The organism is Kitasatospora sp. NPDC003701 (assembly GCF_053587085.1).
Map to the genome: position 1 here is coordinate 19665 of NZ_JBSFNM010000005.1, position 23971 is coordinate 43635.

The following is a 23971-nucleotide window of genomic DNA, read 5'->3' on the forward strand; positions in this document are numbered from 1 at the left end:
CTCAGGACTCCTTCACCAGGACAGCCGTGCCGGAGGCGCCGGTCGCTCCGCGGCTGTAGCGGGGGTGGATCAGGCCGACACAGGAGTACGGCAGGTCGTCCACCTCCTCGACGGGGATGCCGCGCTGCGCGGCGAGCAGGCGGACGTGGTCGAGATCGGCGCCGGTGCCGCGCCGGGCCAGCACCCGCCAGGGGACGCGGCGCAGCATGACCCGGGTGGTCTCGCCGACGCCGGGCTTGACCAGGTTGACGTTGTCGATGCCGTACTCGGCGCTGATCCGCTCGACGGCGGCCCAGCCCGCCCAGTCGGGGGTGCGGTCCTCGGCGGCGAGCCGGTCGGCCGCCGCCCGGACCTCGGCCAGGACCTCGGCGAAGTGGTCGGCGACGGTGTCCAGGAAGGCGCCGGAGACGTCCCCGCCGGCCAGCTCGGTGTAGTGCTTGGCACCGTGGAAGTCGTCCGGTCCGATCAGGTCGGTGCGCAGCACGGTGCGGGAGATCAGGCCGGAGACGGTCGAGTTGAGGCAGGCGGACGGGATGAGGAAGTCGTCCCGGGTTCCGTAGGTGCGCACGCAGCGGCCGGGGTCGGCGAGGACGGCCAGCTCGGGGTCGAACGCGGTGCCGGCCAGGGCCTCGGCGAGTTCGCGGGTGATCGCGCCCTTGCCGGTCCAACCGTCGACGAACACCACGTCGGGGGCGTTGTGGTGGGCGTCCAGGTAGCGCACGGCGACCGGGTCCAGGCCCCGGCCGCGGATGATCGAGACGGCGTAGTGCGGGGTGTCCAGGCCGTGCGCGAAGGCCAGCCAGCGACGGATCAGGACACCCACCGGGGTGCCGGCCCGGGCCAGCGAGGCCAGCACCAGGCCGCGGCCGCGCTCGCGCACCAGGGTCTCCGCGACGGTGCCGACGGCGAGCGCGATCCGGCGGGCGGAGATCCGCAGCGCCTGGTGGAACAGCTCCTGGTACTCGGGGCTGGGCTGGTACTCGACCGGCAGGGACTCGGCGTAGTGGGCGCCGCCGTTCTGGACGGCCTCCTCGCGCTCCTCGGTCGGGGCCTCCAACGGGACGTCGGAGAGGTCCTTCAGCAGCCAGGACACCTCGTCGGCGCGGTAGGACGAGAACTCCGGGCCGTGCAGCGGCGTGGGCAGAGCGGAGAGCGGATCGGCAGGCGCGGCGCCGGGCACGACGGCGCGCAGCCGGGAAGGCCGGTGCGAGGGCAGCACGGCGAGGACCACCAGATCGGTGACCTGCCGCAGCTGGGCGAGCAGGGAGCGCTCGCCCTCGTGCAGCTCGGGGGTGTCGGCCACGTCGTCGACCACCAGCACGACCGCGTCGAAGCGGCGGGCCGGGTCGGCGCCGGGGGCGACGTTGTAGACGAAGCGCTCGCGCGAGCCGCCGTCCTGCGGTTCGTCGTGGGCGGGGAAGGAGAGCCGGGTGCGGATGGCGTAGCCCGGGTCGTCCACCGCGAGGACGGGCGAGCGGGTGGTGGTGGAGTAGCGGACCCGCTCCTCGCCGTTCGCGAGACGGTCCGCGAGGGCGCCGGCGAGGCGCAGCGGCGCGTACATCAGCTCCTCGCAGCCGAGCACCAGCACCCGGCCGTCGCCGACCGGCCCGTCCTCGACCGACCCGGCCGGCTCCAGCCCGTCCTCGACCGACCCGGCCGGCTCCAGCGCGGCGGCCAGCTGCGATGCCAACTGCGGCAGAACTGCTTCGAGTTGAGACCGGTGCGCGGCACCGAAGCCGTGCCGCCCGCCGTCCGGCAGGCCCTCGGGCCAGTCGAGGGCGACCCGCACCAGCGGGGCGGGGGCGACAGCGGGCAGCGCCGGCGCCGGACCGACCTCGGCGATCAGCCGCTCGGCGCGGGCGAGGATGTCGCCGGGCAGCTCGACGCCGCCGCCGGCGGTGGCGACCAGGTCCAGGCGGGTGCCGAGCTCGACGGCGGTGTCGGCCAGCCGGCGGCGGTCGGCCTCGTCGCGCAGGTCGACCAGGGCGACCACGACGTAGTGGTCGCGCGGGTGGTGCGCGTGCAGCTCGCGGATGGTGTTGAGCACGGTGTTGCCGGTGGAGAACTCGTCGTCCACCAGGACCAGCGGGCCGTCCCCGGCCAGCAGTGCGGGGTCGGCGGGCAGCAGCAGGTGGGAGGTGGCGTGCGAGTGCTCCTCCTCGAAGCCGCCCACCGGGGTCACCCCCGCCACCGGGCGGCGGGTGGAGTGCAGGTAGGGGGCGTCCAGACCGTCGGCGACGCTGTGGCCGAGGCCGGTCGCGGTCTCGGCGTAGCCGAGCACCACGGCGCGGGCGGCCGCCTCCTCGCCCAGCAGCTCGCGCACCCGGCGGCCGAGGTCGAGACCGGCGCCGTGCACCACGGACGGGCGCTGCGGGACGTGCTTGCCGAGCACGGTGGAGACCAGCAGGTGGGCGCGCTTGGGGTTCTCGCGCAGGGCCAGGCCGACCAGTTCGGGGAGGCGGTCCGAGCCGGTCAGGGCGACGCCGGCCCGGTCGGCCACCCAGCGGCCGGTCCACTCTTGCTGTGCTGTCACTACTGGTCCTGCCTTCGATGGTGCGAGTCATGCGATCGGTGCGGGTCGTGCAGGTCGTGCGATCAGTGCGAGTCGTGCAGGTCGTGCGATCGGTACAGGTCGTGCGGGTCGTACCGGTCGTGCGATCGGTGCGAGGTCGTACAGGTCATAAACGGCATGCGACTCGTGCGGCCCGTGCGGTCAGCCGCAGAGGCAGGCCGAGAGCAGTTCGGCGAAGCTGACGTCCTCCCGCGCCACCCCGAACACCTCGGCGCGCAGCATCACCCGCTCCGCCCAGGCCCGGTGCGGCTTGGCCTCGTTCATCTTGTTGGTGTACGCCGAACGCAGCACCCCACCGCCACCGCGCTCCTGGTCCAGGATGTCCCGGGCGTCGCTGTACTCCTCGTGGGTGACCACGGAGAGTGCGTGCACGGCCGGGACGTGGCTGGGGTGGATGCAGGTCTTGCCGAGCAGCCCGTTGGCCCGGTCGAGCTCGATCTCGCGGATCAGGCCGTCCAGGTCGTGTTCGATGATCCGCTGGCGCACCGCCTCCCCGGAGGGCTCCGCCTCGGCGAACGGGGTGCGGCGCAGCTGCGGCTTGAACATCCGCTCCTGGACGGGGAAGTACTCCCAGACCGGGCCGGTCACGGTGAACCCGGTGCCGTCGGCCCGGCCGAGCACGTTGACCACGTCCCCGATCACCGCCGCGACCAGGGCGACGTCGTACGCGGTGAGGTCGGGCGAGCGGCGCAGCCCGTACGCGGAGCAGAGGTCGGTGACACCGAGCCGGACGGCGAGGACGCGCTCACGGTACTTGTCGAGCAGCCGGGCGATCCCGAACAGCTGCTCGCGACGGGTCTCCAGGTGGGCCAGCTCGGGGGACTCCAGTACGGGCATGGCGAACAGTCGCCGGCCGGTGGCCGCCTCGGCGTCGGCGAGCGCCTCCAGGAACTCGCCGCCGCTCTCGTCGGTGAACTTCGGCAGCACGAAACCGGTGAGCAGCCCGATCGCCGGGCCGAGCCGGTCGGCGAGATCGGTGATCTGGGAGGCGGCGCGGACCCTGATGAAGAGCAGGGGCAGATCTTGTGTGCAATCGGTGGAGGTTTCGACGGTTTCGGCCGGCTCGGAGGCCACTCCCCGGACCTCTCCCAGCCACCCGCCGGGCGTCTCGGCCCGCACCTCGCCGCGAGCACGAAGCCCGGCACGCAGCCCGGCACGCAGCCCGTCGCGCAGCTCACCGCGGGCCGCGCCGGACGACTCGCCCCGGGCCCCTCCCCGCAGCTCGTCGAACAGCTCGCCGAGCTGCACCACCAGGTTGGCCTCGGCGGCGGTCACCTCGTGGTCGGCGATCGCGTCCTCCAGGCAGAGCACCATCGAGACGACGCCCCGAGCGGCCTGCTTCCGGATGTCCGCGCCCAGCGTGGGCCTGGTGGCGGGGCTGTAGAGGGTCGCGCCGAGCGCGGTGGCCAGGACGGCCGCTTCGCTCTCCGCCGAGAAGGCCCGGGGCTGCTCGAGGAAGAGCCGGCCGCGTACGTCGTCGGCGAGGTGGCCGAAATGGCGCATGGTGCTCTCCTCAGGGTTGCGGCCGCCGGTCCCGGCGGGTTCGTGCTCAGGGGCGTACGGGGAGGTGCTCGGGGGCGTGCGGGGAGGTCTCGGAGGGTGCGGGAGGATGCTCGGAGGGTGCCGCGATCCGGCGTGACGTCGGGCTACGGAAGGTCGGGGTGCGGGCCGTCGGGCACCACTGCGGGGTGCGGGGCGTCACGATGGTTAACCGGTCCACCGGGCCCGGTGGTTCCCGGGCACACGCTGCTGTTACCCCCTGCCGAACCCCCCGGAGCCCTCTGGGGGCCCATCGTACGGACGACTTCCGGTCGAATGCGATTCCGAAACATCGAATTCTCGGAAGATTACCCTCCGCTTCACAAAGCGCAAGCATTGGCAAAGTCCCACGGTTTCGCCACCTTCGGTCACGTTGTCCGAAGGGGTGGCGAACAGGCAGGATGGTCGGCTATGACGCACGTGATGGCCAAGGGCGCCAACATCGCACTGCCGGTGGCGGCGGTCCGCGCCGTGCTGCGCTGGAGCGCCACGCCCGGTGCGCCGGACGTGGACGCCTCCGCGCTGCTGCTCGGCGCCGACGGCAGGGTTCGTTCCGATGCCGACTTCGTCTTCTACAACCAGCCGAGACACCCCTCGGGACAGGTGCGCCACCTGCCCAAGCAGCAGACCTCCGCCGGCGCCGAGATCGCCGACACCGTGGAGGCGGAGCTCGCCAAGCTGCCGCCCGAGGTGGACCGGGTGGTCCTGGCCGGCTCCTCCGAAGGCGGCTCGTTCCGCACGGTGACCGGGCTGCGCCTGCTGCTCTTCGACGCCGGCGCCGGGGAGGGCGCCGCCGCCCTGGCCGAGTTCGCGATGCCGGAGAACGACGACGTCACCGCGCTGGTCGCGGGCGAGCTCTACCGCCGGTCCGGATCGTGGAAGTTCCGGGCCGTCGGCCAGGGCTACGCCACCGGGCTGATCGGTCTGGCCACCGACTTCGGGATCACCGTCGAGGACGGCGCGGGCGGGCCCCAGGACGCCGGGCCGACCGACCAGCCGGACCGGGCCGCTCAGGCGGCGGACCCGCGCGCCGCCCTGCCGGACGCCCGCCCGGCCCCGCGGCCGGAACCGGGCACGTACACCCTGGCCCCCGCCGTCCCGCTCGCCGCGCCGCAGACCGGTGCCCCGCAGGGCGCCGCACCGCAGCCGCCCGCGTCGGCGCCGGCCGTGCCCGCGAACACTCCCCCGCCGCCGCCCGCCCCGCCCGCGATGCCGACGACGGCGCCGACCGTCCCGCCGGCGCCCCCGGCCCAGCAGCCGGGGTACGGCTACCCGCCGCAGGCCCCGCAGCAGGGCGGCTACGGCTACCCCCCGCAGGCCCCGCGCCCCGGCTACGGCTACCCCCAGCCGGCCCACCAGGCCCCGCAGCAGCCGTACCCGCCGCACCAGTCCGCCCCCGGCTACGGCTACCCGCAGCAGCCCGCACCGCAGCAGCAGGGCGGCTACGGCTACCCGCCGCCGAACACCGCCCCGCAGCCCCAGCAGCCACCGGCCCCGCAGGCTCCCCAGCCCCCGGCCGCCACCGAGGAGTTCGCGCTGCCGCCGCAGGGCCCGCAGTTCCAGCCCCGCTGACAGCCGCGGCACCCGGCCACGGCACGGGACCGCGGACCCGGTGGCCGCACCGCACTCCACCGCCCCCGGGGCCGAGCCGGCGCGGCTACTCCGGCCCCGAGGGGTTCTTGTAGCCGCGCTGCCACTGCATCCCGAAGCCGTACAACCGGTCGATGTCCGCCTGGAAGCCGTTGACGTACCGCACCTCGCGGCGCACCGTCAGCTGGTTGTCCCCGGCGTTCTCGATCAGCACCACCGCGCAGGAGCGGGCGGCCGAGGCGCGTTCCTCCAGCTTGATCTCGATCCGCGGACCGGTCTGCGGCACGATCGTCACCACCGCGTTGGCCTGCTCGAACGCGGGAGTGCCGTCGTAGATGTAGACGAAGATGAGCAGCCGCTTGAACTGGTCCTTCTTCTCCAGGTTCACGTACATCGTCTCGCCGGACGGCGCCCCGTACTGGTCGTCGCCGCTGAGCTTGACGTAGGGCGCGTGCTGGAGGTCCCCGAAGTAGCCGCCGAGCGGCTGGACCACGCCCCGGCTGCCGTCGGAGAGTTCGTACATGCAGGCCAGGTCGAGGTCGACGTTGAGCTGGGCGCCCTGCTGCGCGTCAGGCTCCATCGGGCTGAGGATGCGCGGGCTGAACCAGCGCTTGAGCGTGTCCCGGCCGGAGGCGCGCGGCGCTCCTATCCGGGTGGTCCAGTGCAGGTTGACGTAGAGGTAGCCGGTGGTGGCCGCGGCCCCGGTGATGGCGTGCTGCGGCGTCGACTTGGTGAGCGTGACCTTGTGCTGCCCGCCCGGGTCGAGGGTGTTCCGCTCCCCGCGCAGGTACTCCCAAATCGAGGCCATCCCAGTCCTCCCCCAGGGGCCGCCAGTCGGTCCGACGGTCCGCCGCTCAATGATCCGGCATCAGCCCGCCCGCCGGGTACCCGAACTCCCTACCCAGCAGCGTGAACCGGACACCGCTCACGGCCCCGACGGGCTACGACGGGCCACCGCCGAGCCACCGCCGAGCCACCGGCGGACCACCGACGGGGCGCCGACGGACCACCGACGGACCACCGGCAGGGCGCCTTCCACCCCGCCTCCCCACCCCGTCGGCCGACCCGCCCCCGGCCGACGGCGGGTCGGCTGGCGGGACAAAGCTCCCCTCCCGTAACATGCCGCCCCTTCGGACGCGATATCGTCTAGCCGCACAGGTGTCCCGACCGCCCCCGCCCGGGCGCGGTGGGCGCGCCCGGCGGCAAGGACGCACCGTCAGGCCCTGTCCCGGCGACGGGATCTGATCGCCTGTGTCGCACTGTGACCTGTCCCCTGCGGAAACCCGAGGCCCGACCCGCAATGAACCTGACCTCCATACAGCTGGTCTGGACCGTCATCGGCGGCGCAGCCCTGCTGTTCACCGCCATCCTGGTGGCGACGCTGCGCTTCAAGAACACGACCAAGAACGAGGAGTCGGGCGACTCCTGGGAGCGCACCGAGGAGCGCCGCCGGCGCAAGGAGATGATCTACGGGATCTCCTCCTACGTCCTGCTGTTCTGCTGCGCCGGCGTCGCGGCCGCGCTGTCGTTCCACGGCCTGGTGGGCTTCGGCAAGGAGAACCTCGGCCTCTCCGGCGGCTGGGAGTACCTCGTCCCGTTCGGCCTGGACGGCGCCGCGATGTTCTGCTCGGTGCTCGCGGTGCGCGAGGCCAGCCACGGTGACGCGGCGCTCGGTTCGCGCCTGTTGGTCTGGGTGTTCGCCGTCGCCTCGGCCTGGTTCAACTGGGTGCACGCCCCGCGCGGCATGGCGCACGACGGCGCCCCGGAGTTCTTCTCCGGCATGTCCATCTCGGCCGCGATCCTGTTCGACCGGGCGCTGAAGCAGACCCGCAAGGCCGCGCTGCGCGAGCAGGGCCTCGTCCCGCGCCCGCTGCCGCAGATCCGCATCGTGCGCTGGCTGCGCGCCCCCCGCGAGACCTACGCCGCCTGGTCGCTGATGCTGCTGGAGAACGTCCGCAGCCTGGACGAGGCGGTCGAGGAGGTGCGCGAGGAGCGCCAGGCGAAGGAGGCGGCCAAGCTGCGCGCCCGCAGCGCCGACCGCCGCGAGCGTGCCGAGCTCAAGGCCATCTCCCGCCAGGGCGGCGTGCTCGCCCGGGCCCGCGGCGGCCGTCAGGTGCCCGCGCTCACCGCTGCCGGAGACGGCCCGAACGCTTCGGAGCCTGCCCTAGCCGCTGACGCCGACGCCACCTCCCAGTCCGGCCGCTCCGTGCTGGAGCCCGCCGCTTCGCCGAGCGCCCTGGAGGCCGGTCGCCGGCCCCGCGCCGCCGTCGGTTCCTCCTCCTTCTCCTCCTCGGCCGGCTCCCTCGGCGAGTCGTCCTACCTCGGCAGCAGCTCCTCGTCGTCCTCGTCCTACCGCAGCTCGGCCATCGATCTGACGGCCGACGACGACACCCTGTCGATGCCCAAGCTGGACTCGCTGGAGCGCAAGCTGCGCGCCATCGAGCAGCAGCTCGGCTGACCGGCTGACCGGCTGACCGGCTGACCGGCTGACCGGCTGACCGGCTGACCGGCTGACCGGCTGACCGGCTGACCGGCTGACCGGCTTCGGGAACGACCCGCCGCACGGCGGGACACGCGAACGGCCGCCCCCTCGCAGGAAGGGGGCGGCCGTTCGCGTGTCCGTTCGCGGACCTGAGCCGGGAGGACCACCGGGCCCGAACCACGGGCTCCGGAGCCGGGGGCCCCGGGACCACAGGACCCGGGGCCCGAGCGCTACTTGTCGGCGCTCACCAGTTCGTGTTCGCCGCCGCCCTCGGCGGCCACCCGGCGGTTGCGCAGGACCGACGAGCCGAGGGCGAGGCCGATGAAGGCGACGCCGATCAGGCCGGTGACGATCTCCGGGATGTGGTACTCGATGCCGACCAGCAGGATCACCGAGAGCGCGCCGATCGCGTAGTGCGCGCCGTGCTCCAGGTAGACGTAGTCGTCCAGGGTGCCCTGGCGGACCAGGTAGACGGTCAGCGAGCGGATGTACATCGCGCCGATGCCGAGGCCCAGGGTGATCTGGAAGATGTCGCTGGAGATGGCGAACGCGCCGACGACGCCGTCGAAGGAGAACGACGCGTCCAGCACCTCCAGGTACATGAAGAGGAAGAACGCGGCCTTTCCGCCCACCTGGACGATGGACTTCCCGGACTTCGCGGCCTTCTCCTCCTCCTCCTCGTCCTCCTCCAGGCCCGCCTCGAAGATCGAGGAGAGCCCGTTGACGGCGAGGTAGGTGACCAGGCCGAGCACACCGGCGAGCAGCACCGTCTCGGCGTGCTCCCCGGCGAAGAAGTTGGACGCCAGCAGCAGGGTGACCAGGGCGACGACCGTCGAGAAGGCCTCCAGCTTGCCGACCTTCTCCAGCGGACGCTCGATCCAGGCCAGCCAGTTGTAGTCCTTCTCCTCGAAGATGAAGTCGAGGAAGATCATCAGCAGGAAGACGCCGCCGAAGGCCGCGATGGCCGGGTTCGCGGCCTCCAGGTACTGGCCGTAGGTCAGACCCTCGTACGTCTTGTCGGAGTTGAGCGCGAGGTCGATGACCGTCGACGGACTGAGGTGCGCGGTGAGGCCGACGACCAGCAGCGGGAAGATCAGCCGCATACCGAAGACGGCGATCAGCACGCCGACGGTGAGGAAGATCTTCTGCCAGTACGGGTTCATCCGCTTCAACACCGTGGCGTTGACCACCGCGTTGTCGAACGACAGGGAGATCTCCAGGATGGAGAGGATCAGCACGATGCCGAATCCTTCAGCTCCCCAGAGCAGGCCGGCTGCGATCAGCCCGATGACGGTGATCGCGAATGACCAGCCGAAGGTGCGGAGGAACACGGGACTTGGTTACCTTTCGAGTTCATGGCGCCGAGAACGTCGACCACGTCGACTACGGGTTCGGGCCTTTACTGTACGTTTACGCCGAAATCGAGGGCAATGCCGCGCAGACCCGAGGCGTACCCCTGGCCCACCGCTCGGAACTTCCACTCGCCCGCGTAGCGGTACAGCTCGCCGAAGATCATCGCGGTCTCGCTGGAGGCGTCCTCGGTCAGGTCGTACCGGGCGATCTCTTGCCCGTCCAGGGAGTTGACCACCCGGATGTAGGCGTTGCGCACCTGACCGAAGTTCTGCAGGCGCGACTCGGCGTCGTAGATCGACACCGGGAAGGCCACCTTGTCCACCTGCGGCGGGACGAGGTCCAGGTTGACCAGCACGACCTCGTCGTCGCCCTCGCCGTCACCGGTGAGGTTGTCGCCGGTGTGCTCGACCGAGCCCTCGGGGCTCTTGAGGTTGTTGTAGAAGACGAAGTACTCGTCACCGAGCACCCGGCCTCCCGAGCAGAGCAGCGCGCTCGCATCGAGGTCGAACGGTGCGCCGGTGGTCGAGCGGGCGTCCCAGCCGAGGCCGATCTGCACCTGCGTCAGATTCGGCGCGGCCTTGGTGAGCGAGACGTTTCCACCCTTGGCGAGCGTGACACTCATGGCTGTCCTTCCTCCCTTTGCCTCCCGGGGCGCATCTCAGGTCTATTCCCCCGTGGCCCCGCCCGGCCTCCTTCGGCCGGCTGAACTTCCTGAACTCCTATCCTTCCAGTGCGCCGGGACGGCACGAAGCCGGGGCAGCACGAACCGAAGCGGCACGCCGCCGGCGCGCCGCCGAGCCGGACGCCACGGCCCCGGACTCCGCCGACCCGGACGCCACGAACCCGGACGCCACGAACCCGGACGCCACGAACCCGGACGACGCCGAGCCGGACGCCACGAACCCGGACGCCGCCGAGCCGTACAGCGCGACCCGGACGCCACGGCCCCCGGAAGCGCCCCGAACCCGGACAGCACGAAGCCGGGGCGGCCGCCGACGCCTCGCGTCCGCGGCCGCCCCGGCCCGGTGGTGCCCCGTCAGGCCCGAAGGGCCCGCCGCCCGACTCAGACGTTGACGCCGAAGTCCTGGGCGATGCCGCGCAGGCCGGAGGCGTACCCCTGGCCGATGGCGCGGAACTTCCACTCGGCGCCGTTGCGGTACAGCTCGCCGAAGACCATCGCGGTCTCGGTCGAGGCGTCCTCGGAGAGGTCGTAGCGCGCCAGCTCGTTGTTGTCGGCCTGGTTCACCACGCGGATGAACGCGTTGCGGACCTGGCCGAAGTTCTGGGTCCGGTTCTCGGCGTCGTAGATCGACACCGGGAAGACGATCTTGTGCACGTCCGCCGGGACGGTCGCCAGGTTGACCTTGATGGCCTCGTCGTCGCCCTCGCCCGCACCGGTCAGGTTGTCGCCGGTGTGCTCGACCGAGCCCTCGGGGCTCTTCAGGTTGTTGAAGAAGACGAAGTTGCCGTCCTTGTCGACCTTGCCCTGGTCGTTGCAGAGCAGGGCGCTGGCGTCCAGGTCGAAGTCCGTGCCGGTGGTGGTACGGACGTCCCAGCCAAGGCCGATGACCACGGCGGTCAGGCCGGGGGCTTCCTTGGTGAGCGAGACATTGCCGCCCTTGCTCAGGCTGACACCCACTTGTCCTCCAAGATTCGGGAGGCACTCGCTGGTGCCCCCGTGGTGCGGTCCGAGGTGTCGGCGGCGATTGCGCCGAGCCTCTGACCAGCCAACGGACCGATCGTAGTGCCGGGTTCCCGTCCTGGGCAGGGAACGGGCCCGGCGTGGCTGTTCGAATCTGCGCGGGCGCCTTCCCCGCGGCCGTTCCGCAGCCCGCCGGGCCCGTACGGCGCCCCGCGAAGGGCGCGCGGGGGGCGTCAGAGCGCGCCGAGGACCTTCAGGTACTCCTGCTCGTCCCGCGCGTCCGGCAGGTCGTTGACGACGCTCCAGCGCACGACGCCGGCCTTGTCGATCACGAAGGTGCCGCGCACCGCGCAGCCCTTCTCCTCGTTGAAGACGCCGTAGGCCCGGGAGACCTCGCCGTGCGGCCAGAAGTCGGAGAGCAGCGGGTAGTCCAGGCCCTCCTGCTCGGCGAAGACGCGCTGGGTGAACGGCGAGTCGTTGGAGATCCCGAGCACCTGCACCTCGTCGTTCTGGAGGCGCGGCAGCTCCTTCTGGATCGCGCAGACCTCGCCGGTGCAGACGCCGGTGAAGGCGAACGGGTAGAAGACCAGGACGACGTTCTTCTCGCCCCGGAAGTCGGAGAGCTTGACCAGCTCGCCGTGCTGGTTCTTCAGCTCGAAGTCCGGAGCCTCGGTGCCGACCTCGATGGCCATGGTGGGACCTTTCTGACGCGACAGGGCCGCGCGGCGGGCGCGGCGAGCGCCATCCTCGCATTCACCGGCACCGATTCGGCCGAACGGGTGAGGCGGCCGGGGGCCGGGGCGGCCGCTTTCGCCCTCGGCGAACGCACCCCCCGGCAGGGGATCCAGCCCGGAGCGGGAAACGGCCGGGCCCCGTTGGAGGAAGGTCCAACGGGGCCCGGCTCGGGATCGCGGCTCAGGCGCGAGGGGCGCTCAGCGCTTGCCCGCCTTGGCGGCCTTGGTCGCCAGCCGGGTGGCGGCCCAGTCCTTGGCGATGGCGATCGAGCTGGTCTGCGAGAGGCCGGCGGTCCGGGCCGCGTCGGCGATGTCGGAGGCCTCGATGTGGCCGTCACGGCCGGTCTTGGGCGTCAGCAGCCAGATCAGGCCGCCCTCGGCCAGGTATTCCAGGGCGTCGACGAGGGAGTCGGTGAGATCTCCGTCGTCGTCGCGGTGCCACAGCAGGACGGCGTCGGCGACGTCGTCGTAGTCCTCGTCGACGAGATCCGTCCCGGTGATCTCCTCGATGCCCTCGCGGAGTTCCTGGTCACTGTCTTCGTCGTACCCCAGCTCCTGGATGATCTGGTCCTTCTCGAAACCGAGACGGTGCGCCGGGTTGGACTTGTCCGCGGGGTCCGCGGTCGCGCTCACGGGAATAACCTCCAGTATTCGGCTCGGCATCCTTGCCGAGGCTGTGGCCGTAGTCCACACGGGCGCGGCGGTTCGCGCAAGTACCCGACCCCCGATCCCCTCCAAAGGTTGACGTGTCGCACGGGAACACGCCGGTCGACGTGTCGTGAATCACACCGATTTGCCCTTCTCTGCATGAGACAAGGATGCTTCGGGTGGCCCTGGTCCACAGGCCGTACGCGTGCCCGAGATGCGAACGGCATTCGGGTCCGCGCGTGCGCGGGCGTAGAGTCTCCTGTTGGCCCTCACCCCGACCGCCCGCCATCGGACGGTCGGGCAACCAGGTCGGACCACCTCTGTTCGTAACACCCGGTGGTGCGGGGCGCAGGCAAGAGCGCCTGCTCCGCGCGCCGCCAGACCGTACCGCCCACCGGGCGGAACGGTTACCGATCGGTAGAGATGACGGATCTCCGAGCGCGGTAGCACGATGGAGGCGGCGCGACACACCTCAGTTTCGACCGACAGTGAAGGAACAGCGTGGCTTCCGGATCCGATCGCAACCCGATCATCATTGGCGGCCTTCCGAGTCAGGTCCCGGACTTCGATCCCGAGGAGACCGCGGAATGGCTGGAGTCGCTTGACGCGGCCATCGACGAGCGGGGGCGCGAGCGTGCCCGCTACCTGATGCTCCGCCTGATCGAGCGCGCCCGCGAGAAGCGTGTCGCCGTGCCCGAGATGCGCAGCACGGACTACGTCAACACCATCGCCACCAAGGACGAGCCGTTCTTCCCCGGCAACGAGGAGATCGAGCGCAAGGTCCTCAACGCGACCCGCTGGAATGCGGCCGTCATGGTCTCCCGGGCACAGCGTCCGGGCATCGGCGTGGGCGGCCACATCGCCACCTTCGCCTCCTCCGCGTCGCTCTACGACGTGGGCTTCAACTACTTCTTCCGCGGCAAGGACGCCGAGGGCGAGTCCGGCGACCAGATCTTCTTCCAGGGTCACGCCTCCCCCGGCATCTACGCCCGCGCCTTCCTCCTGGACCGACTGTCCGAGCAGCAGCTCGACGCCTTCCGCCAGGAGAAGTCGAAGGCGCCGTACGGCCTCTCCAGCTACCCGCACCCGCGGCTGATGCCGGACTTCTGGGAGTTCCCGACCGTCTCGATGGGCCTCGGCCCGCTCGGCGCGATCTACCAGGCCCGGATGAACCGCTACCTGGAGCACCGGGGCATCAAGGACACCTCCGCCTCGCACGTCTACGCCTTCCTCGGCGACGGCGAGATGGACGAGCCGGAGTCGCTGGGCCAGCTGTCGCTCGCCTCGCGCGAGGGCCTGGACAACCTGACCTTCGTGGTCAACTGCAACCTGCAGCGCCTGGACGGCCCGGTCCGCGGCAACGGCAAGATCATCCAGGAGCTGGAGTCCCAGTTCCGGGGCGCCGGCTGGAACGTCATCAAGCTGGTCTGGGACCGCAGCTGGGACCCGCTGCTCGCGCAGGACCGCGACGGCGTCCTGGTGAACAAGCTGAACACCACGGTCGACGGCCAGTTCCAGACGTACGCCACCGAGACCGGCGCGTACATCCGCGAGAACTTCTTCGGCGGCGACCTGCGGCTGCGCAAGATGGTCGAGAGCATGACCGACCAGCAGATCCAGCACCTGGGTCGCGGCGGCCACGACCACGCCAAGGTCTACGCGGCGTTCAAGGCGGCCCGCGAGCACAAGGGCCAGCCGACGGTCATCCTCGCCCAGACGGTCAAGGGCTGGACGCTCGGCCCCAACTTCGAGGGCCGCAACGCGACGCACCAGATGAAGAAGCTGACGGTCGAGGACCTGAAGCGCTTCCGCGACCGCCTGCACATCCCGATCACGGACAAGCAGCTGGAGGAGGGCTACCCGCCCTACTACCACCCGGGCCGTGACTCGGAGGAGATCCAGTACATGCACGACCGCCGCAAGGAGCTGGGCGGCTACGTGCCGACCCGCAAGGTGCGGCCGCGGCAGCTGGAGCTGCCGGGCGACGACGCCTACAAGGCGGTCAAGAAGGGCTCCGGCAACCAGACCATCGCCACCACCATGGCGTTCGTCCGGGTGCTCAAGGACCTGATGCGGGACAAGGGCATCGGCAACCGCTTCGTGCCGATCGCGCCCGACGAGTACCGCACCTTCGGCATGGACTCGCTCTTCCCGTCGGCGAAGATCTACAACCCGCTCGGCCAGACCTACGAGTCGGTCGACCGCGAGCTGCTGCTGGCGTACAAGGAGTCCCCGACCGGCCAGATGCTGCACGACGGCATCTCCGAGGCGGGCTGCACCGCGTCGCTGATCGCCGCGGGCTCCTCGTACGCCACCCACGGCGAGCCGCTGATCCCGGTGTACGTCTTCTACTCGATGTTCGGGTTCCAGCGCACCGGCGACCAGTTCTGGCAGATGGCCGACCAGCTGGCCCGCGGCTTCGTGATCGGCGCCACCGCCGGCCGCACCACGCTGACCGGTGAGGGCCTGCAGCACGCGGACGGCCACTCGCACCTGCTGGCCTCGACCAACCCCGGCGTCGTCGCGTACGACCCGGCGTACGGCTTCGAGATCGCGCACATCGTCCAGGACGGCCTGCGGCGGATGTACGGCTCGTCGGCGGAGTTCCCGCACGGCGAGGACGTCTTCTACTACATGACCGTCTACAACGAGCCGATCAAGATGCCGGCCGAGCCGGAGAACGTCGACGTCGAGGGCATCCTCAAGGGTCTGCACCGGTACGCGCCGGCCACCGCCGGCCAGATCCCGGCCCAGATCCTCGCCTCCGGCGTGGCGGTGCCGTGGGCCCTGGAGGCCCAGCGCATCCTCGCCGAGGAGTGGAACGTCAAGGCCGACGTCTGGTCCGCGACCTCCTGGAACGAGCTGCGCCGCGACGCGGTGGAGGCCGAGGAGTTCAACCTCCTGCACCCGGAGGAGCAGCAGCGCGTCCCGTACGTGACGCAGAAGCTCCAGGGCGCCGAGGGCCCGTTCGTCGCCGTCTCCGACTGGATGCGCGCGGTGCCGGACCAGATCTCGCGCTGGGTGCCGGGCCAGTACCAGTCGCTGGGCGCCGACGGCTTCGGCTTCGCCGACACCCGTGGCGCGGCCCGTCGCTTCTTCCACATCGACGCGCAGTCGGTCGTCCTGGGCGTGCTCACCGAGCTCGCCAAGCAGGGCAAGATCGACCGCAGCGCGCTGAAGGACGCGATCGACCGCTACCAGCTGCTGGACGTGGCGGCGGCCGACCCGGGTGCCGCCGGCGGCGACGCCTGATCAGCCGGTGAGCCGGTGAGCAGGTAGACCGGCAGGCCGGTGGGCCGATCCAGGGGCCGGACCTCCCTCGTGGGGGTCCGGCCCTTCGCCGTCCCCGGCCACCGAGCCCGGGTGTGACCTCCGTCACACACTCTTGAACCTCACACAGGTGTGAGCTCCTAGGGTCGTTCCCAGACGAACCGGACCACCCCAGGAGGGTCTCCCATGAACGCCGTCCACCCCGAGCCCGCCGCCGGCGGCAACGCGTACAACCGCGGTGTGATCACCGAGTTCCGGGCCTCGGCCGGCGCGGTCGGCGGCTCCTTCGCGGGCACCCCGCTGCTGCTGCTCACCACCTGGGGCCGGCGCAGCGGCGAGCCGCGCACCACCCCGCTGGTCCACCTGACGGAGGGCGGCCGCACCGTGGTCTTCGCCTCGAACGGCGGCGCCCCGGCCGACCCCGACTGGTACCGCAACCTGGCCGCCCGACCCGAGGTCACCGTCGAACTCGGTGCCGAGCGCTACCCGGCGCTGGCCGCCGCGGTGGCCGACGAGGAGCGGTACGAGGCCCTCTGGGCGGCCCAGATCGCCGCCCAGCCGTCGTTCGCCGCCTTCCGGGCCCGGGCCGGCCGCGTCGTCCCGCTGGTGGAGCTGCGCCGCACGGCCGGCTGACGCGCGGACGCCGGCGGCCCCGGACTCGGTGGAGTCCGGGGCCGCCGGCGGCCGGGGGCCCGGGCGGGGGCCGTCAGGTGCGGGGGGCGTCAGATGTGGACGGCCGGGCCGGCCTCGGCGCTGCCGCGGCGGGCCAGCAGCCCGAGCAGGGCGGCCGCGAAGGCCACCACGGAGGCCACCGCGAAGGCGAGCGACATACCGCTGAGGAAGGACTGGTGGACGGCGCCGGCCATCGCGTCGACCACCTCTCCCGGGGTACCGGCCGGGGCGGGCGGGGCGAAGCCGAGCTGGGCCGCCTGCTTGAGGCCCTCGGCCTCGGCGCCCTGGACCGGCGGCAGGCCGGCGTCGGCCCACTTGCCGGGCAGCACGTCGCCGACCCTGGCGGCCATCAGCGCGCCCAGCGCGGCGGTGCCCAGGCTGCCGCCGACCTGCATCGCGGCCTGCTGCAGACCGCCGGCCACCCCGGAGAGCTCCATCGGCGCGTTGCCGACGATCACCTCGGTGGCGCCGACCATGACCGGGCTCATGCCCAGGCCCATCAGCACGAACCAGAGCGACATCACCCCGGCGCCGGAGCCCTCGTCCAGGGTGGACATCCCGAACATCGCCACGGTGGTGATCAGCATGCCGGCCACGATCGGGATCCGCGGGCCGAGCCGGCCGATGGCCAGACCCGCCACCGGCGAGCCGACGATCATCATGCCGGTCATCGGCAGCAGGTGGACGCCGGCCTCGACCGGCGACATCCCGTGGACGTTCTGCAGGTAGAAGGTCACGAAGAAGATCGCGCCGAAGAACGAGAAGGCCATCAGCACCATCAGCAGGGTGGCGGCCGACAGCGGGACGGAGCGGAACAGGCTGAGCGGGATCAGCGGCTCCCGGGCAACCCGCTGCCAGAGCGCGAAGGCCGTCATCAGGACCAGCGCGCCGCCCAGGAAGAGCAGGGTGGAGACGTCGCCCCAGCCCCACTCGGGCGCCTTGATGATGCCGAAGACCAGCGCGAACATCGCCAGCGAGAGCAGCACGATGCCGGGGGCGTCGAAGGACTTGGCCGCCTTCTCGGCCCGGACGTCGCGCAGGATCCAGAGGCCGAGGGCCAGCGTCAGCAGGCCGACCGGGATGTTGATGAAGAACACCGACTGCCAGCTGACGTGCTCGACCAGCAGGCCGCCGACGATCGGACCGGCCGCCGAGGACGCGCCGATCACCCCGCCCCAGATGCCGATCGCCATGTTGAGCTTCTCGACCGGGAACGCCCCGCGCAGCAGGCCGAGCGCGGCCGGCTGGAGCAGCGCGCCGAACAGGCCCTGCAGCACGCGGAAGGCGATCACCGTCTGGATGTTGCCCGCGAAGGCGATCGCGGCCGAGGTGGCGGCGAAGCCGGCGGCGCCGACCAGGAAGGTCCGCTTGTGGCCGAAGCGGTCGCCGATCTTGCCCGCGGTGATCAGGAAGACCGCGAGGGCGAGCAGGTAACCGCTGGTCACCCACTGGATCTCGGAGGGCGCGGCCTTGAGGTCGGCCTGGATGACGGGGTTCGCGATCGCGACGATCGTGCCGTCCAGCGCGACCATCATGACGCCGACGGCGACGGTCAGCAGGGTCAGCCAGGGGTGCCCCTTCAGACCGCTCCCGGACGACGGCTCGGGCTGCGGCGGATCGTCCGCCTTGGTGATCTTGACGACGGACTGGCTCATCTGGGGCCCTCCGGGGGCATGGCAGCGAACAGACGTGGTCGTGGCGCCCCGGGCCCACCCGTCCCCACGAGTTACCCGGCCTGGGGGCGCCACGCTCCGCAGATTATGACAGTCACTGACATCTGGCAAACTCTGCCGTGTTGCGGAGGCTGACATTTGTCAGCCAGCTAGAGTTGTGCACCAGCACCACCCCCCGCATCGCCGTCCGGAAGGCCCCGCCATGGCCGCTCAGCGCTCGCCCCTCGCCACCGCCCCGGCCGGTCGCCCGGCCGAGGGGGCCGGCCCCGGCCTGCGCGAGCGCAAGAAGCAACAGACCCGGGACGCCCTGATCGAGGCGGCCCACCGGCTCTTCTTCAGCCAGGGGTTCGCCTCGACGACGGTGGACGAGATCGCCGCCGCCGTCGACGTCTCGCAGCGCACCTTCTTCCGCTACTTCGCCAACAAGGACGAGGTCGCCCTCGCCGTCATGGCCGAGGCCGAGGACTACTTCATCGACCGGCTGCGGGCCCGACCCGCCGGGGAGAACCCGCTGGTGGCCCTGCGCGCCGCGATCGTCGAGTCCTGGCGCGAGCTCGCCTCCCGGCACCGGTCCGGACCGGGCTCGGTGACCAGCGCGCTGGAACTGATGCGGATGATCGAGGACACCCCCACGCTGCTCGCCGCCCACCTGCGCCGGGTCACCGAGCAGGAGCGGGTGGTGGTCCAGGTGCTCGCGGCCCGCGAGGGCCTCGACCCGGCCGAGGACCTGCGCCCCGCCGTGATGGCCGCGGTCTTCGGCAGCGTGCTGCGCGCGGCCCACCTGTCCTGGAGCGCGGAGTGCGAGGAGTCCGGACCGGAGGACATGATCGCGCTGATCACCCGTCACTTCGACCAGCTCGGCCCGGCCCTGGCCGGCGACTGGCGGCACTAGGGCAAGCCCCGGGCGCGCCGCGTCATACCGGAGTACTACGGCGAAGCCCCGCCCCCGGTCCGACGCCCGGCGGTGCGGGCCGCCCTAGGCTGACGGAATGATCGATCCGCCCACCGGGCCGACCCGGGGCGGCCTGCTGCCCGGTCTGCTCGCCCCGCTCGCCCGCCCGTCCGCCGACCACACCCCGCTGCTGGCCCACGCCGGCAGCCGCTGGGTCCGCTGGCTGCCGTACGTCCTCGCGCTGTCGGCGGTGTCCTCCCTGCTGCCCAGCGGGATCAACGTCCTGGCACACGACTACGGGCTCAACGTCGGCCTCGCCGCAGCCCTCGCCGTCGCCCAGACCGTGCCGCTGCTGCTCGCCGTGAGCCGCCCGCTGCCCGCCTGGTGGATGATCGGCGCCGCCGACCTGCTGACCTCCCTGCTGATCCTCACCACCGGCCGGGACACCTCCTCCGCCTGGCCGTGGCCGGCCACCGGCCTGCTCGGCTACCTGCTGCTGATGCTGCCGCTCGCGCTCCGCGAGCGGCGGAGCACCCTGCTCTCGGTCTGGCTGGCCACCGGCGCCGCCAGCCTCACGCTGTCGCTGCTCGGCGTCGGCAGCGGCCTCGGCAGCGACAACAGCGTGCTGGCGGTGGCGCTGACGGGCGCCGTCCTGGTGCTCGGCGGCGCCCTGCGGGAGCGGGCCGAGGCCCAGCGGCTGCTCGCCGAGCAGGAGCACATCAGCGAGGCCGAGCGCGAGCGCCGCACCCTGCTGGAGGAGCGCGCCCGGATCGCCCGCGAGCTGCACGACGTGGTCGCCCACCACATGTCCGTGATCGCCGTCCAGGCGGCCAGCGCCCCGTACCGGATCACCGGCGTGCCCGCCGAGGCGGCCGAGGAGTTCACCGCCATCGCCGGCACCGCCCGCGACTCGCTGTCCGAGATGCGGCGGCTGCTGGGCGTGCTGCGCAGCGAGGACTCCGGCGCCGAGAAGGCGCCGCAGCCCGGGATCGGGCAGCTGGCCCAGCTGGTCGAGACGGTCGGCCGGGCCGGGGTGCCGGCCGAGCTCGCCGTCCCGCCGGAGCTGGCCGCCGCCCTGCCGCAGGCCGTCGACCTCTCCGTCTACCGGATCGTCCAGGAGGCGCTGGCCAATGTCGTCCGGCACGCGCCCGGCGCCGAGGCCTGGGTGTCCCTGACCGTCGACGGCCCGGCCCTGCTGGTCACCGTGGTGAACGGCGCCCCGCCGGCGCGCACCGAGTCGCTGGAGGCCGCCGCCGAGGGCACCGGCCACGGGCTGGTGGGGATGCGGGAACGCGTCCGGCTGCTGGATGGGAAGCTGGACACCGGCCCGCTGCCCGACGGCGGCTTCAAGGTGGCCGCCGTCCTGCCGATCGACACCCCCCGGGAGACCACCGCATGACCATCCGCGTGATCATCGTCGACGACCAGGCGATGGTGCGGGCGGGCTTCGCCGCCCTGCTCGGCGTCCAGAGCGACATCGACGTGGTGGGCGACGCGGCGGACGGCGCGCAGGCCCTGGAGGTCTGCGGCCGCACCCACCCGGACGTCGTCCTGATGGACGTCCGGATGCCCGGCATGGACGGCCTGGAGGCGGCCCGCCGGCTGCTCGACCCGGCCGTCCCCGGCGCCCACCGCCCCAAGGTGCTGATGCTGACCACCTTCGACGTGGACGACTACGTGTACGAGGCGCTGCGGGCCGGGGCCAGCGGCTTCCTGCTCAAGGACGCGCCGCCGGCCGATCTGATCGCCGCCGTGCGGGTGGTCGCCGCCGGTGAGGCGCTGCTCGCCCCCTCGGTGACCCGGCGGCTGATCGAGGACTTCGCCCGGACCAGGCCGGTCCGGCGCCGCGACCCCAAGCTGCGGCTGAACGGCCTGACCCCGCGGGAGACCGAGGTGCTGGAACTGATCGCCCGGGGCCTGTCCAACCAGGAGATCGCCGCCGGGCTGGTCCTCGCCGAACAGACCGTCAAGACCCACATCGGCCGGATCCTCGCCAAACTCGACCTGCGCGACCGCGCCCAGGCGGTGGTCCTGGCCTACGAGTCCGGCCTGGTGACGCCCGGTCAGTGACCGCCCCGGCGGCCGGTGTCACACCGGTCCGACCACGACCCCCTCCTGATACCCGGGTAGCACCCGGGAGTTGGCCCCGCGGTGTGACGTCCGCGGGGCCGCCGCATTTCTACCTTCCTCTCCGTCGACACCCGACGGACAAGGGAGAACACGGACATGCGGCAGCCTCGCACCGACCACAGGCCCCGGCGCTTCGCCCGCGTGGCCGCCGCCGCCACGATGGCGCTGGCCGCCGTCCTGGGCGCCGGCGGCTGGGCCGCCGACACCCAGCGCGCGATCACCGGCCCGCCGCCCGGCACCGCCGCCTGGGTCGCCGACACCACGCTCGGCCTCCGGCTGCCCGACCCGGCCACCGCCTCCCCCGCCGAGGTGGCCGCCTTCTTCGAGCAGCTGCCGCCCGCCCGCCGGGACGCGCTGGCCGTCCGCCACCCGCTGGTGGTCGGCAACCTCGACGGCGCCCCCGTCCGCCTCCGCTACCGGGCCAACGCGCTGGCCCTGGCCGAGGAGCGCGGGCGCGAACTCGCCCGCGCCACCGACCCGGCGCTCACCCCGCGGGACCACGCCGCCGCCGGCGGGCGCGCCGAGCGCTACCGCACCCTGCTGGACGACGGACGGCAGATCCTCGCCTTCGACCCGCGCGGCCGCGGCCTGGTCGCCGAGGTCCACGGCGACCTGACCGCCGCCGGCCGGACGGCGGTCGTCGTCCCCGGCTCGGACATCGACCTGCTGAGCTTCGACCGGCCCACCGACCCGTACGGCACCCCGACCGGGATGGCCCGCGCACTGTACGAGGCCACCGGCCGGCAGAGCGCCGTGATCGCCTGGGCCGGCTACACCACCCCGGTCGGCCTCGGCCCGGACGCCGCCACCGAGACCCTCGCCCGGGCCGGCGCGCGGCGGCTCACCCGGCTGCTGGACGGACTCGCCGTCACCACCCGGCCGGCGGCGCCCGCCACGGTGTTCTGCCACAGCTACGGCTCGGTGGTCTGCGGCCTGGCCCGCCCCGGTCCCGAGCAGGCCGCCGGCCTGGTGGTGCTCGGCTCCCCCGGCATGGGCGTCGGCTCGGCCGCCGACCTCGACCCCCGGGTGCCGCTCTGGGCCACCGAGCGCAACGGCTCCGACTGGATCGGCAACGTGCCCAACGTCTCGCTCCTCGGTCTCGGCCACGGCGCCGACCCGACCGACCCCGGTTTCGGCGCCCGCCCGCTGCCCGCCACCGGATCCCACGGCCACACCGGCTACTTCGCCCCCGGCACCGCCTCCCTGGCGGCCTTCGCCGCCCTCGCGCTCGGCCGCTGAGGCCCGGTCCGCGCCCGGCCCCGCGCCGGCCGTCGAACCCCCGCCCCGCCCCCGGCCACCGAACCACCGCCCCGCCCGCCACCTCCCGAGGAGCAACGCCATGGCCCATCCGCTGACCGCCCTGCGCCGCGCCGCGCACCAGGTCGACGCCCGTACCCCCGAGACCCGCGACCGCGCCCTGGACGGGCTGCGCGCCCTCGCCCTGCTCGCCGTCCCCGTCGGCCACTGGCTGCTCGGCGGCTTCACCCTCTCCGCCGACGGCGCGCTGCACAACGCCAGCCCGCTCGGTTCGCTCGGCTTCTTCGCGCCGGTCAGCTGGGTGCTCCAGATGCTCGGGGTGTTCTTCCTGGTCGGCGGCCACTCCTCGGTCCGCTCGCTGGAGCGGGCCCGGGCCCGCGGGGTCGGCTACGTCGGCTGGCTGCGCGGCCGCTCGGTGCGGCTGCTGCGACCGGTCCTCGGGGTGACGGCCGTCTGGGCGCTGCTGGTCCCGGTGCTGGGCCGGATCGGCGTCCCGGGCGACACCGTGCGGACCGGCTCGGTGCTGGTGGTGCAGCCGCTCTGGTACATCGCCGTCTACCTGGGGCTGACCGCGCTGACCCCGCTCTGCGTGGCGGCCGCCCGGCGGCTGCGCGGCTGGTCGGCGGGCGTCCTGGCGGCCGTGGTCGCCGTGGTCGACCTGCTGCGGTACGGCCCGTGGGCGGAGGCGGTACCGTCCTGGGTCGGGCTGCTGAACATCCTGCCGGGCTGGCTCTTCGGCTACCAGCTGGGCGTGCTCTGGGCCCGCGACCGGCTCGGCCGCCCGGCCGCGCGACTGCTGCTGTTCGGCGGCGGGGCGCTGTTCGCCGTGCTGCTGCTGGTCTTCCACTACCCGGCCAGCATGGTCGGCGTGCCCGGTGCCGGGCGGACCAACTCGCACCCGCCGTCCCTGCTGGTCCTGGCCCTGGCGGCGGTGCAGTGCGGCGCCGCGGTGCTGCTGCGCGAGCGGCTCGGCCGGCTGCTGCGGCGCCCGCTGCTCTGGCTGCCGGTGGTGGCGGTCAACCTCTCGGCGATGACGATCTTCTGCTGGCACCAGAGCGCGATGCTGGCCGTCGCGGTGCCCGGCGCGGCCGCCTTCGGCACCGTGCCCGGTCTGACCGGCGCACCCGACTCGGCGGCCTGGGTGGCCGCCCGGGTGGCGCTGCTTCCGCTGTTCGGCGCTGTCCTGGTCGCGATCGGGTGGTTCACCCGCCGGTTCGACGGTCCCTGGACGGCGTTCTCCCGCACCTGGAAGGCGGTGGCCGGCGCCGGTGCGGCACTGTTCGCCGCGTACGCGCTGGGCGTGGTCTGAGCCGGGAGCGCCCAGGGGAACTGACGGGGCGTGAGCCGCTTGGGCACACGCCCCCCGCCTGGCGGCGACACGCGCCCTCCGAAGCGGTGCATCCGCATGCGAACCACCACGCACTGTGATGTCCTGTGACCGTCGGCAACTGTCGGTGCGTCCGCGCCCGCCCACGGCCGGGCCGCCCGCGCTTTCGCCGGCCCCTCTCCCGACATCC

The 23971-nt window shown here is 72.7% G+C and carries 18 protein-coding genes; 9 read left to right on the top strand and 9 right to left on the bottom strand.

Going from position 1 to position 23971, the window contains the following annotated elements; translation table 11 throughout:
* Position 1: 1 nt before the first annotated feature.
* Positions 2-2533, bottom strand: a complete 2532-nt coding sequence (locus tag ACWDRR_RS06500) for a phosphoribosyltransferase (protein WP_449771061.1) — start codon at positions 2531-2533, stop codon at positions 2-4.
* Positions 2534-2713: 180 nt separating this feature from the next.
* Positions 2714-4075, bottom strand: coding sequence for an HpcH/HpaI aldolase/citrate lyase family protein (locus ACWDRR_RS06505; protein WP_449771062.1), 1362 nt, complete (start codon positions 4073-4075; stop codon positions 2714-2716).
* Positions 4076-4522: 447 nt separating this feature from the next.
* Between ACWDRR_RS06505 and ACWDRR_RS06510 the strand changes: the two genes are divergently transcribed.
* Positions 4523-5683: a TerD family protein gene (locus tag ACWDRR_RS06510; protein ID WP_449771063.1), complete on the top strand. Its 1161-nt coding sequence runs from the start codon at positions 4523-4525 to the stop codon at positions 5681-5683.
* Positions 5684-5768: 85 nt separating this feature from the next.
* Here ACWDRR_RS06510 and ACWDRR_RS06515 read toward each other — a convergent pair whose 3' ends face one another.
* A complete protein-coding gene (locus ACWDRR_RS06515; protein ID WP_449771064.1) occupies positions 5769-6509 on the bottom strand; it encodes a Tellurium resistance in 741 nt (246 codons plus the stop codon).
* A 492-nt stretch (positions 6510-7001) separates the two neighbouring features.
* On the opposite strand from ACWDRR_RS06515, the gene ACWDRR_RS06520 reads away from it, so the two are divergent.
* On the top strand, positions 7002-8159 hold the full coding sequence (locus tag ACWDRR_RS06520; protein WP_449771065.1) for a DUF2637 domain-containing protein: 1158 nt from the start codon (positions 7002-7004) through the stop codon (positions 8157-8159).
* A 254-nt stretch (positions 8160-8413) separates the two neighbouring features.
* On the opposite strand, the gene ACWDRR_RS06525 is transcribed toward ACWDRR_RS06520, so the two are convergent.
* The 5 genes from ACWDRR_RS06525 to ACWDRR_RS06545 all read right to left on the bottom strand — a co-directional run bounded on the left by ACWDRR_RS06525 (position 8414) and on the right by ACWDRR_RS06545 (position 12545).
* Positions 8414-9514 carry a DUF475 domain-containing protein gene (locus ACWDRR_RS06525; RefSeq protein ID WP_449771066.1) on the bottom strand — a complete coding sequence of 367 codons (1101 nt, stop codon included), beginning with the start codon at positions 9512-9514 and terminating at the stop codon, positions 8414-8416.
* Positions 9515-9582: 68 nt separating this feature from the next.
* Positions 9583-10158, bottom strand: coding sequence for a TerD family protein (locus ACWDRR_RS06530; RefSeq protein ID WP_380571056.1), 576 nt, complete (start codon positions 10156-10158; stop codon positions 9583-9585).
* 441 nt (positions 10159-10599) lie between these two features.
* On the bottom strand, positions 10600-11175 hold the full coding sequence (locus ACWDRR_RS06535; RefSeq protein ID WP_360628802.1) for a TerD family protein: 576 nt from the start codon (positions 11173-11175) through the stop codon (positions 10600-10602).
* Between the two features lie 236 nt (positions 11176-11411).
* Positions 11412-11870 carry a peroxiredoxin gene (locus ACWDRR_RS06540; RefSeq protein WP_360628806.1) on the bottom strand — a complete coding sequence of 153 codons (459 nt, stop codon included), beginning with the start codon at positions 11868-11870 and terminating at the stop codon, positions 11412-11414.
* Positions 11871-12110: 240 nt separating this feature from the next.
* The gene (locus ACWDRR_RS06545) at positions 12111-12545 is read right to left on the bottom strand and encodes a DUF3052 domain-containing protein (protein ID WP_329487476.1); all 435 of its coding nucleotides are present in this window, start codon (positions 12543-12545) and stop codon (positions 12111-12113) included.
* A 516-nt stretch (positions 12546-13061) separates the two neighbouring features.
* Here ACWDRR_RS06545 and aceE point away from each other — a divergent pair.
* Together aceE and ACWDRR_RS06555 are read left to right on the top strand one after the other, a co-directional pair.
* The gene (gene aceE / locus ACWDRR_RS06550) at positions 13062-15812 is read left to right on the top strand and encodes a pyruvate dehydrogenase (acetyl-transferring), homodimeric type (protein ID WP_449771067.1); all 2751 of its coding nucleotides are present in this window, start codon (positions 13062-13064) and stop codon (positions 15810-15812) included.
* Positions 15813-16016: 204 nt separating this feature from the next.
* Positions 16017-16463: a nitroreductase/quinone reductase family protein gene (locus ACWDRR_RS06555; protein WP_449771068.1), complete on the top strand. Its 447-nt coding sequence runs from the start codon at positions 16017-16019 to the stop codon at positions 16461-16463.
* 89 nt (positions 16464-16552) lie between these two features.
* Here the strand turns inward: ACWDRR_RS06555 and ACWDRR_RS06560 are convergent, their stop codons facing one another.
* Entirely contained in the window at positions 16553-18157 is a 1605-nt protein-coding gene (locus tag ACWDRR_RS06560) for an MFS transporter (RefSeq protein WP_449771069.1), read from the bottom strand.
* Between the two features lie 220 nt (positions 18158-18377).
* Here ACWDRR_RS06560 and ACWDRR_RS06565 point away from each other — a divergent pair, with 220 nt between their 5' ends.
* The 5 genes from ACWDRR_RS06565 (at position 18378) to ACWDRR_RS06585 (ending at position 23763) form a co-directional block, all read left to right on the top strand.
* Positions 18378-19067 (top strand): TetR family transcriptional regulator, encoded by a 690-nt coding sequence (locus ACWDRR_RS06565; protein ID WP_449771070.1) that lies wholly within the window; start codon positions 18378-18380, stop codon positions 19065-19067.
* A gap of 97 nt (positions 19068-19164) precedes the next feature.
* Entirely contained in the window at positions 19165-20466 is a 1302-nt protein-coding gene (locus tag ACWDRR_RS06570; protein WP_449771071.1) for a sensor histidine kinase, read from the top strand.
* Entirely contained in the window at positions 20463-21137 is a 675-nt protein-coding gene (locus tag ACWDRR_RS06575) for a response regulator (RefSeq protein WP_449771072.1), read from the top strand. Before ACWDRR_RS06570 ends, ACWDRR_RS06575 begins: the two co-directional genes overlap by 4 nt.
* 156 nt (positions 21138-21293) lie before the next feature.
* On the top strand, positions 21294-22436 hold the full coding sequence (locus tag ACWDRR_RS06580; RefSeq protein ID WP_449771073.1) for an alpha/beta hydrolase: 1143 nt from the start codon (positions 21294-21296) through the stop codon (positions 22434-22436).
* 100 nt (positions 22437-22536) lie between these two features.
* Positions 22537-23763, top strand: coding sequence for an acyltransferase family protein (locus ACWDRR_RS06585; RefSeq protein WP_449771074.1), 1227 nt, complete (start codon positions 22537-22539; stop codon positions 23761-23763).
* Positions 23764-23971 lie beyond the last annotated feature (208 nt).

Bases quoted from the DNA above. Each gene is read 5' to 3' on its own strand.
- ACWDRR_RS06505 (WP_449771062.1), bottom strand. From the start codon at position 4,075: ATGCGCCATTTCGGCCACCTCGCCGACGACGTACGCGGCCGGCTCTTC.
- ACWDRR_RS06510 (WP_449771063.1), top strand. From the start codon at position 4,523: ATGACGCACGTGATGGCCAAGGGCGCCAACATCGCACTGCCGGTGGCG.
- ACWDRR_RS06515 (WP_449771064.1), bottom strand. From the start codon at position 6,509: ATGGCCTCGATTTGGGAGTACCTGCGCGGGGAGCGGAACACCCTCGAC.
- ACWDRR_RS06520 (WP_449771065.1), top strand. From the start codon at position 7,002: ATGAACCTGACCTCCATACAGCTGGTCTGGACCGTCATCGGCGGCGCA.
- ACWDRR_RS06530 (WP_380571056.1), bottom strand. From the start codon at position 10,158: ATGAGTGTCACGCTCGCCAAGGGTGGAAACGTCTCGCTCACCAAGGCC.
- ACWDRR_RS06540 (WP_360628806.1), bottom strand. From the start codon at position 11,870: ATGGCCATCGAGGTCGGCACCGAGGCTCCGGACTTCGAGCTGAAGAAC.
- ACWDRR_RS06555 (WP_449771068.1), top strand. From the start codon at position 16,017: ATGAACGCCGTCCACCCCGAGCCCGCCGCCGGCGGCAACGCGTACAAC.
- ACWDRR_RS06560 (WP_449771069.1), bottom strand. From the start codon at position 18,157: ATGAGCCAGTCCGTCGTCAAGATCACCAAGGCGGACGATCCGCCGCAG.
- ACWDRR_RS06565 (WP_449771070.1), top strand. From the start codon at position 18,378: ATGGCCGCTCAGCGCTCGCCCCTCGCCACCGCCCCGGCCGGTCGCCCG.
- ACWDRR_RS06570 (WP_449771071.1), top strand. From the start codon at position 19,165: ATGATCGATCCGCCCACCGGGCCGACCCGGGGCGGCCTGCTGCCCGGT.
- ACWDRR_RS06575 (WP_449771072.1), top strand. From the start codon at position 20,463: ATGACCATCCGCGTGATCATCGTCGACGACCAGGCGATGGTGCGGGCG.
- ACWDRR_RS06580 (WP_449771073.1), top strand. From the start codon at position 21,294: ATGCGGCAGCCTCGCACCGACCACAGGCCCCGGCGCTTCGCCCGCGTG.
- ACWDRR_RS06585 (WP_449771074.1), top strand. From the start codon at position 22,537: ATGGCCCATCCGCTGACCGCCCTGCGCCGCGCCGCGCACCAGGTCGAC.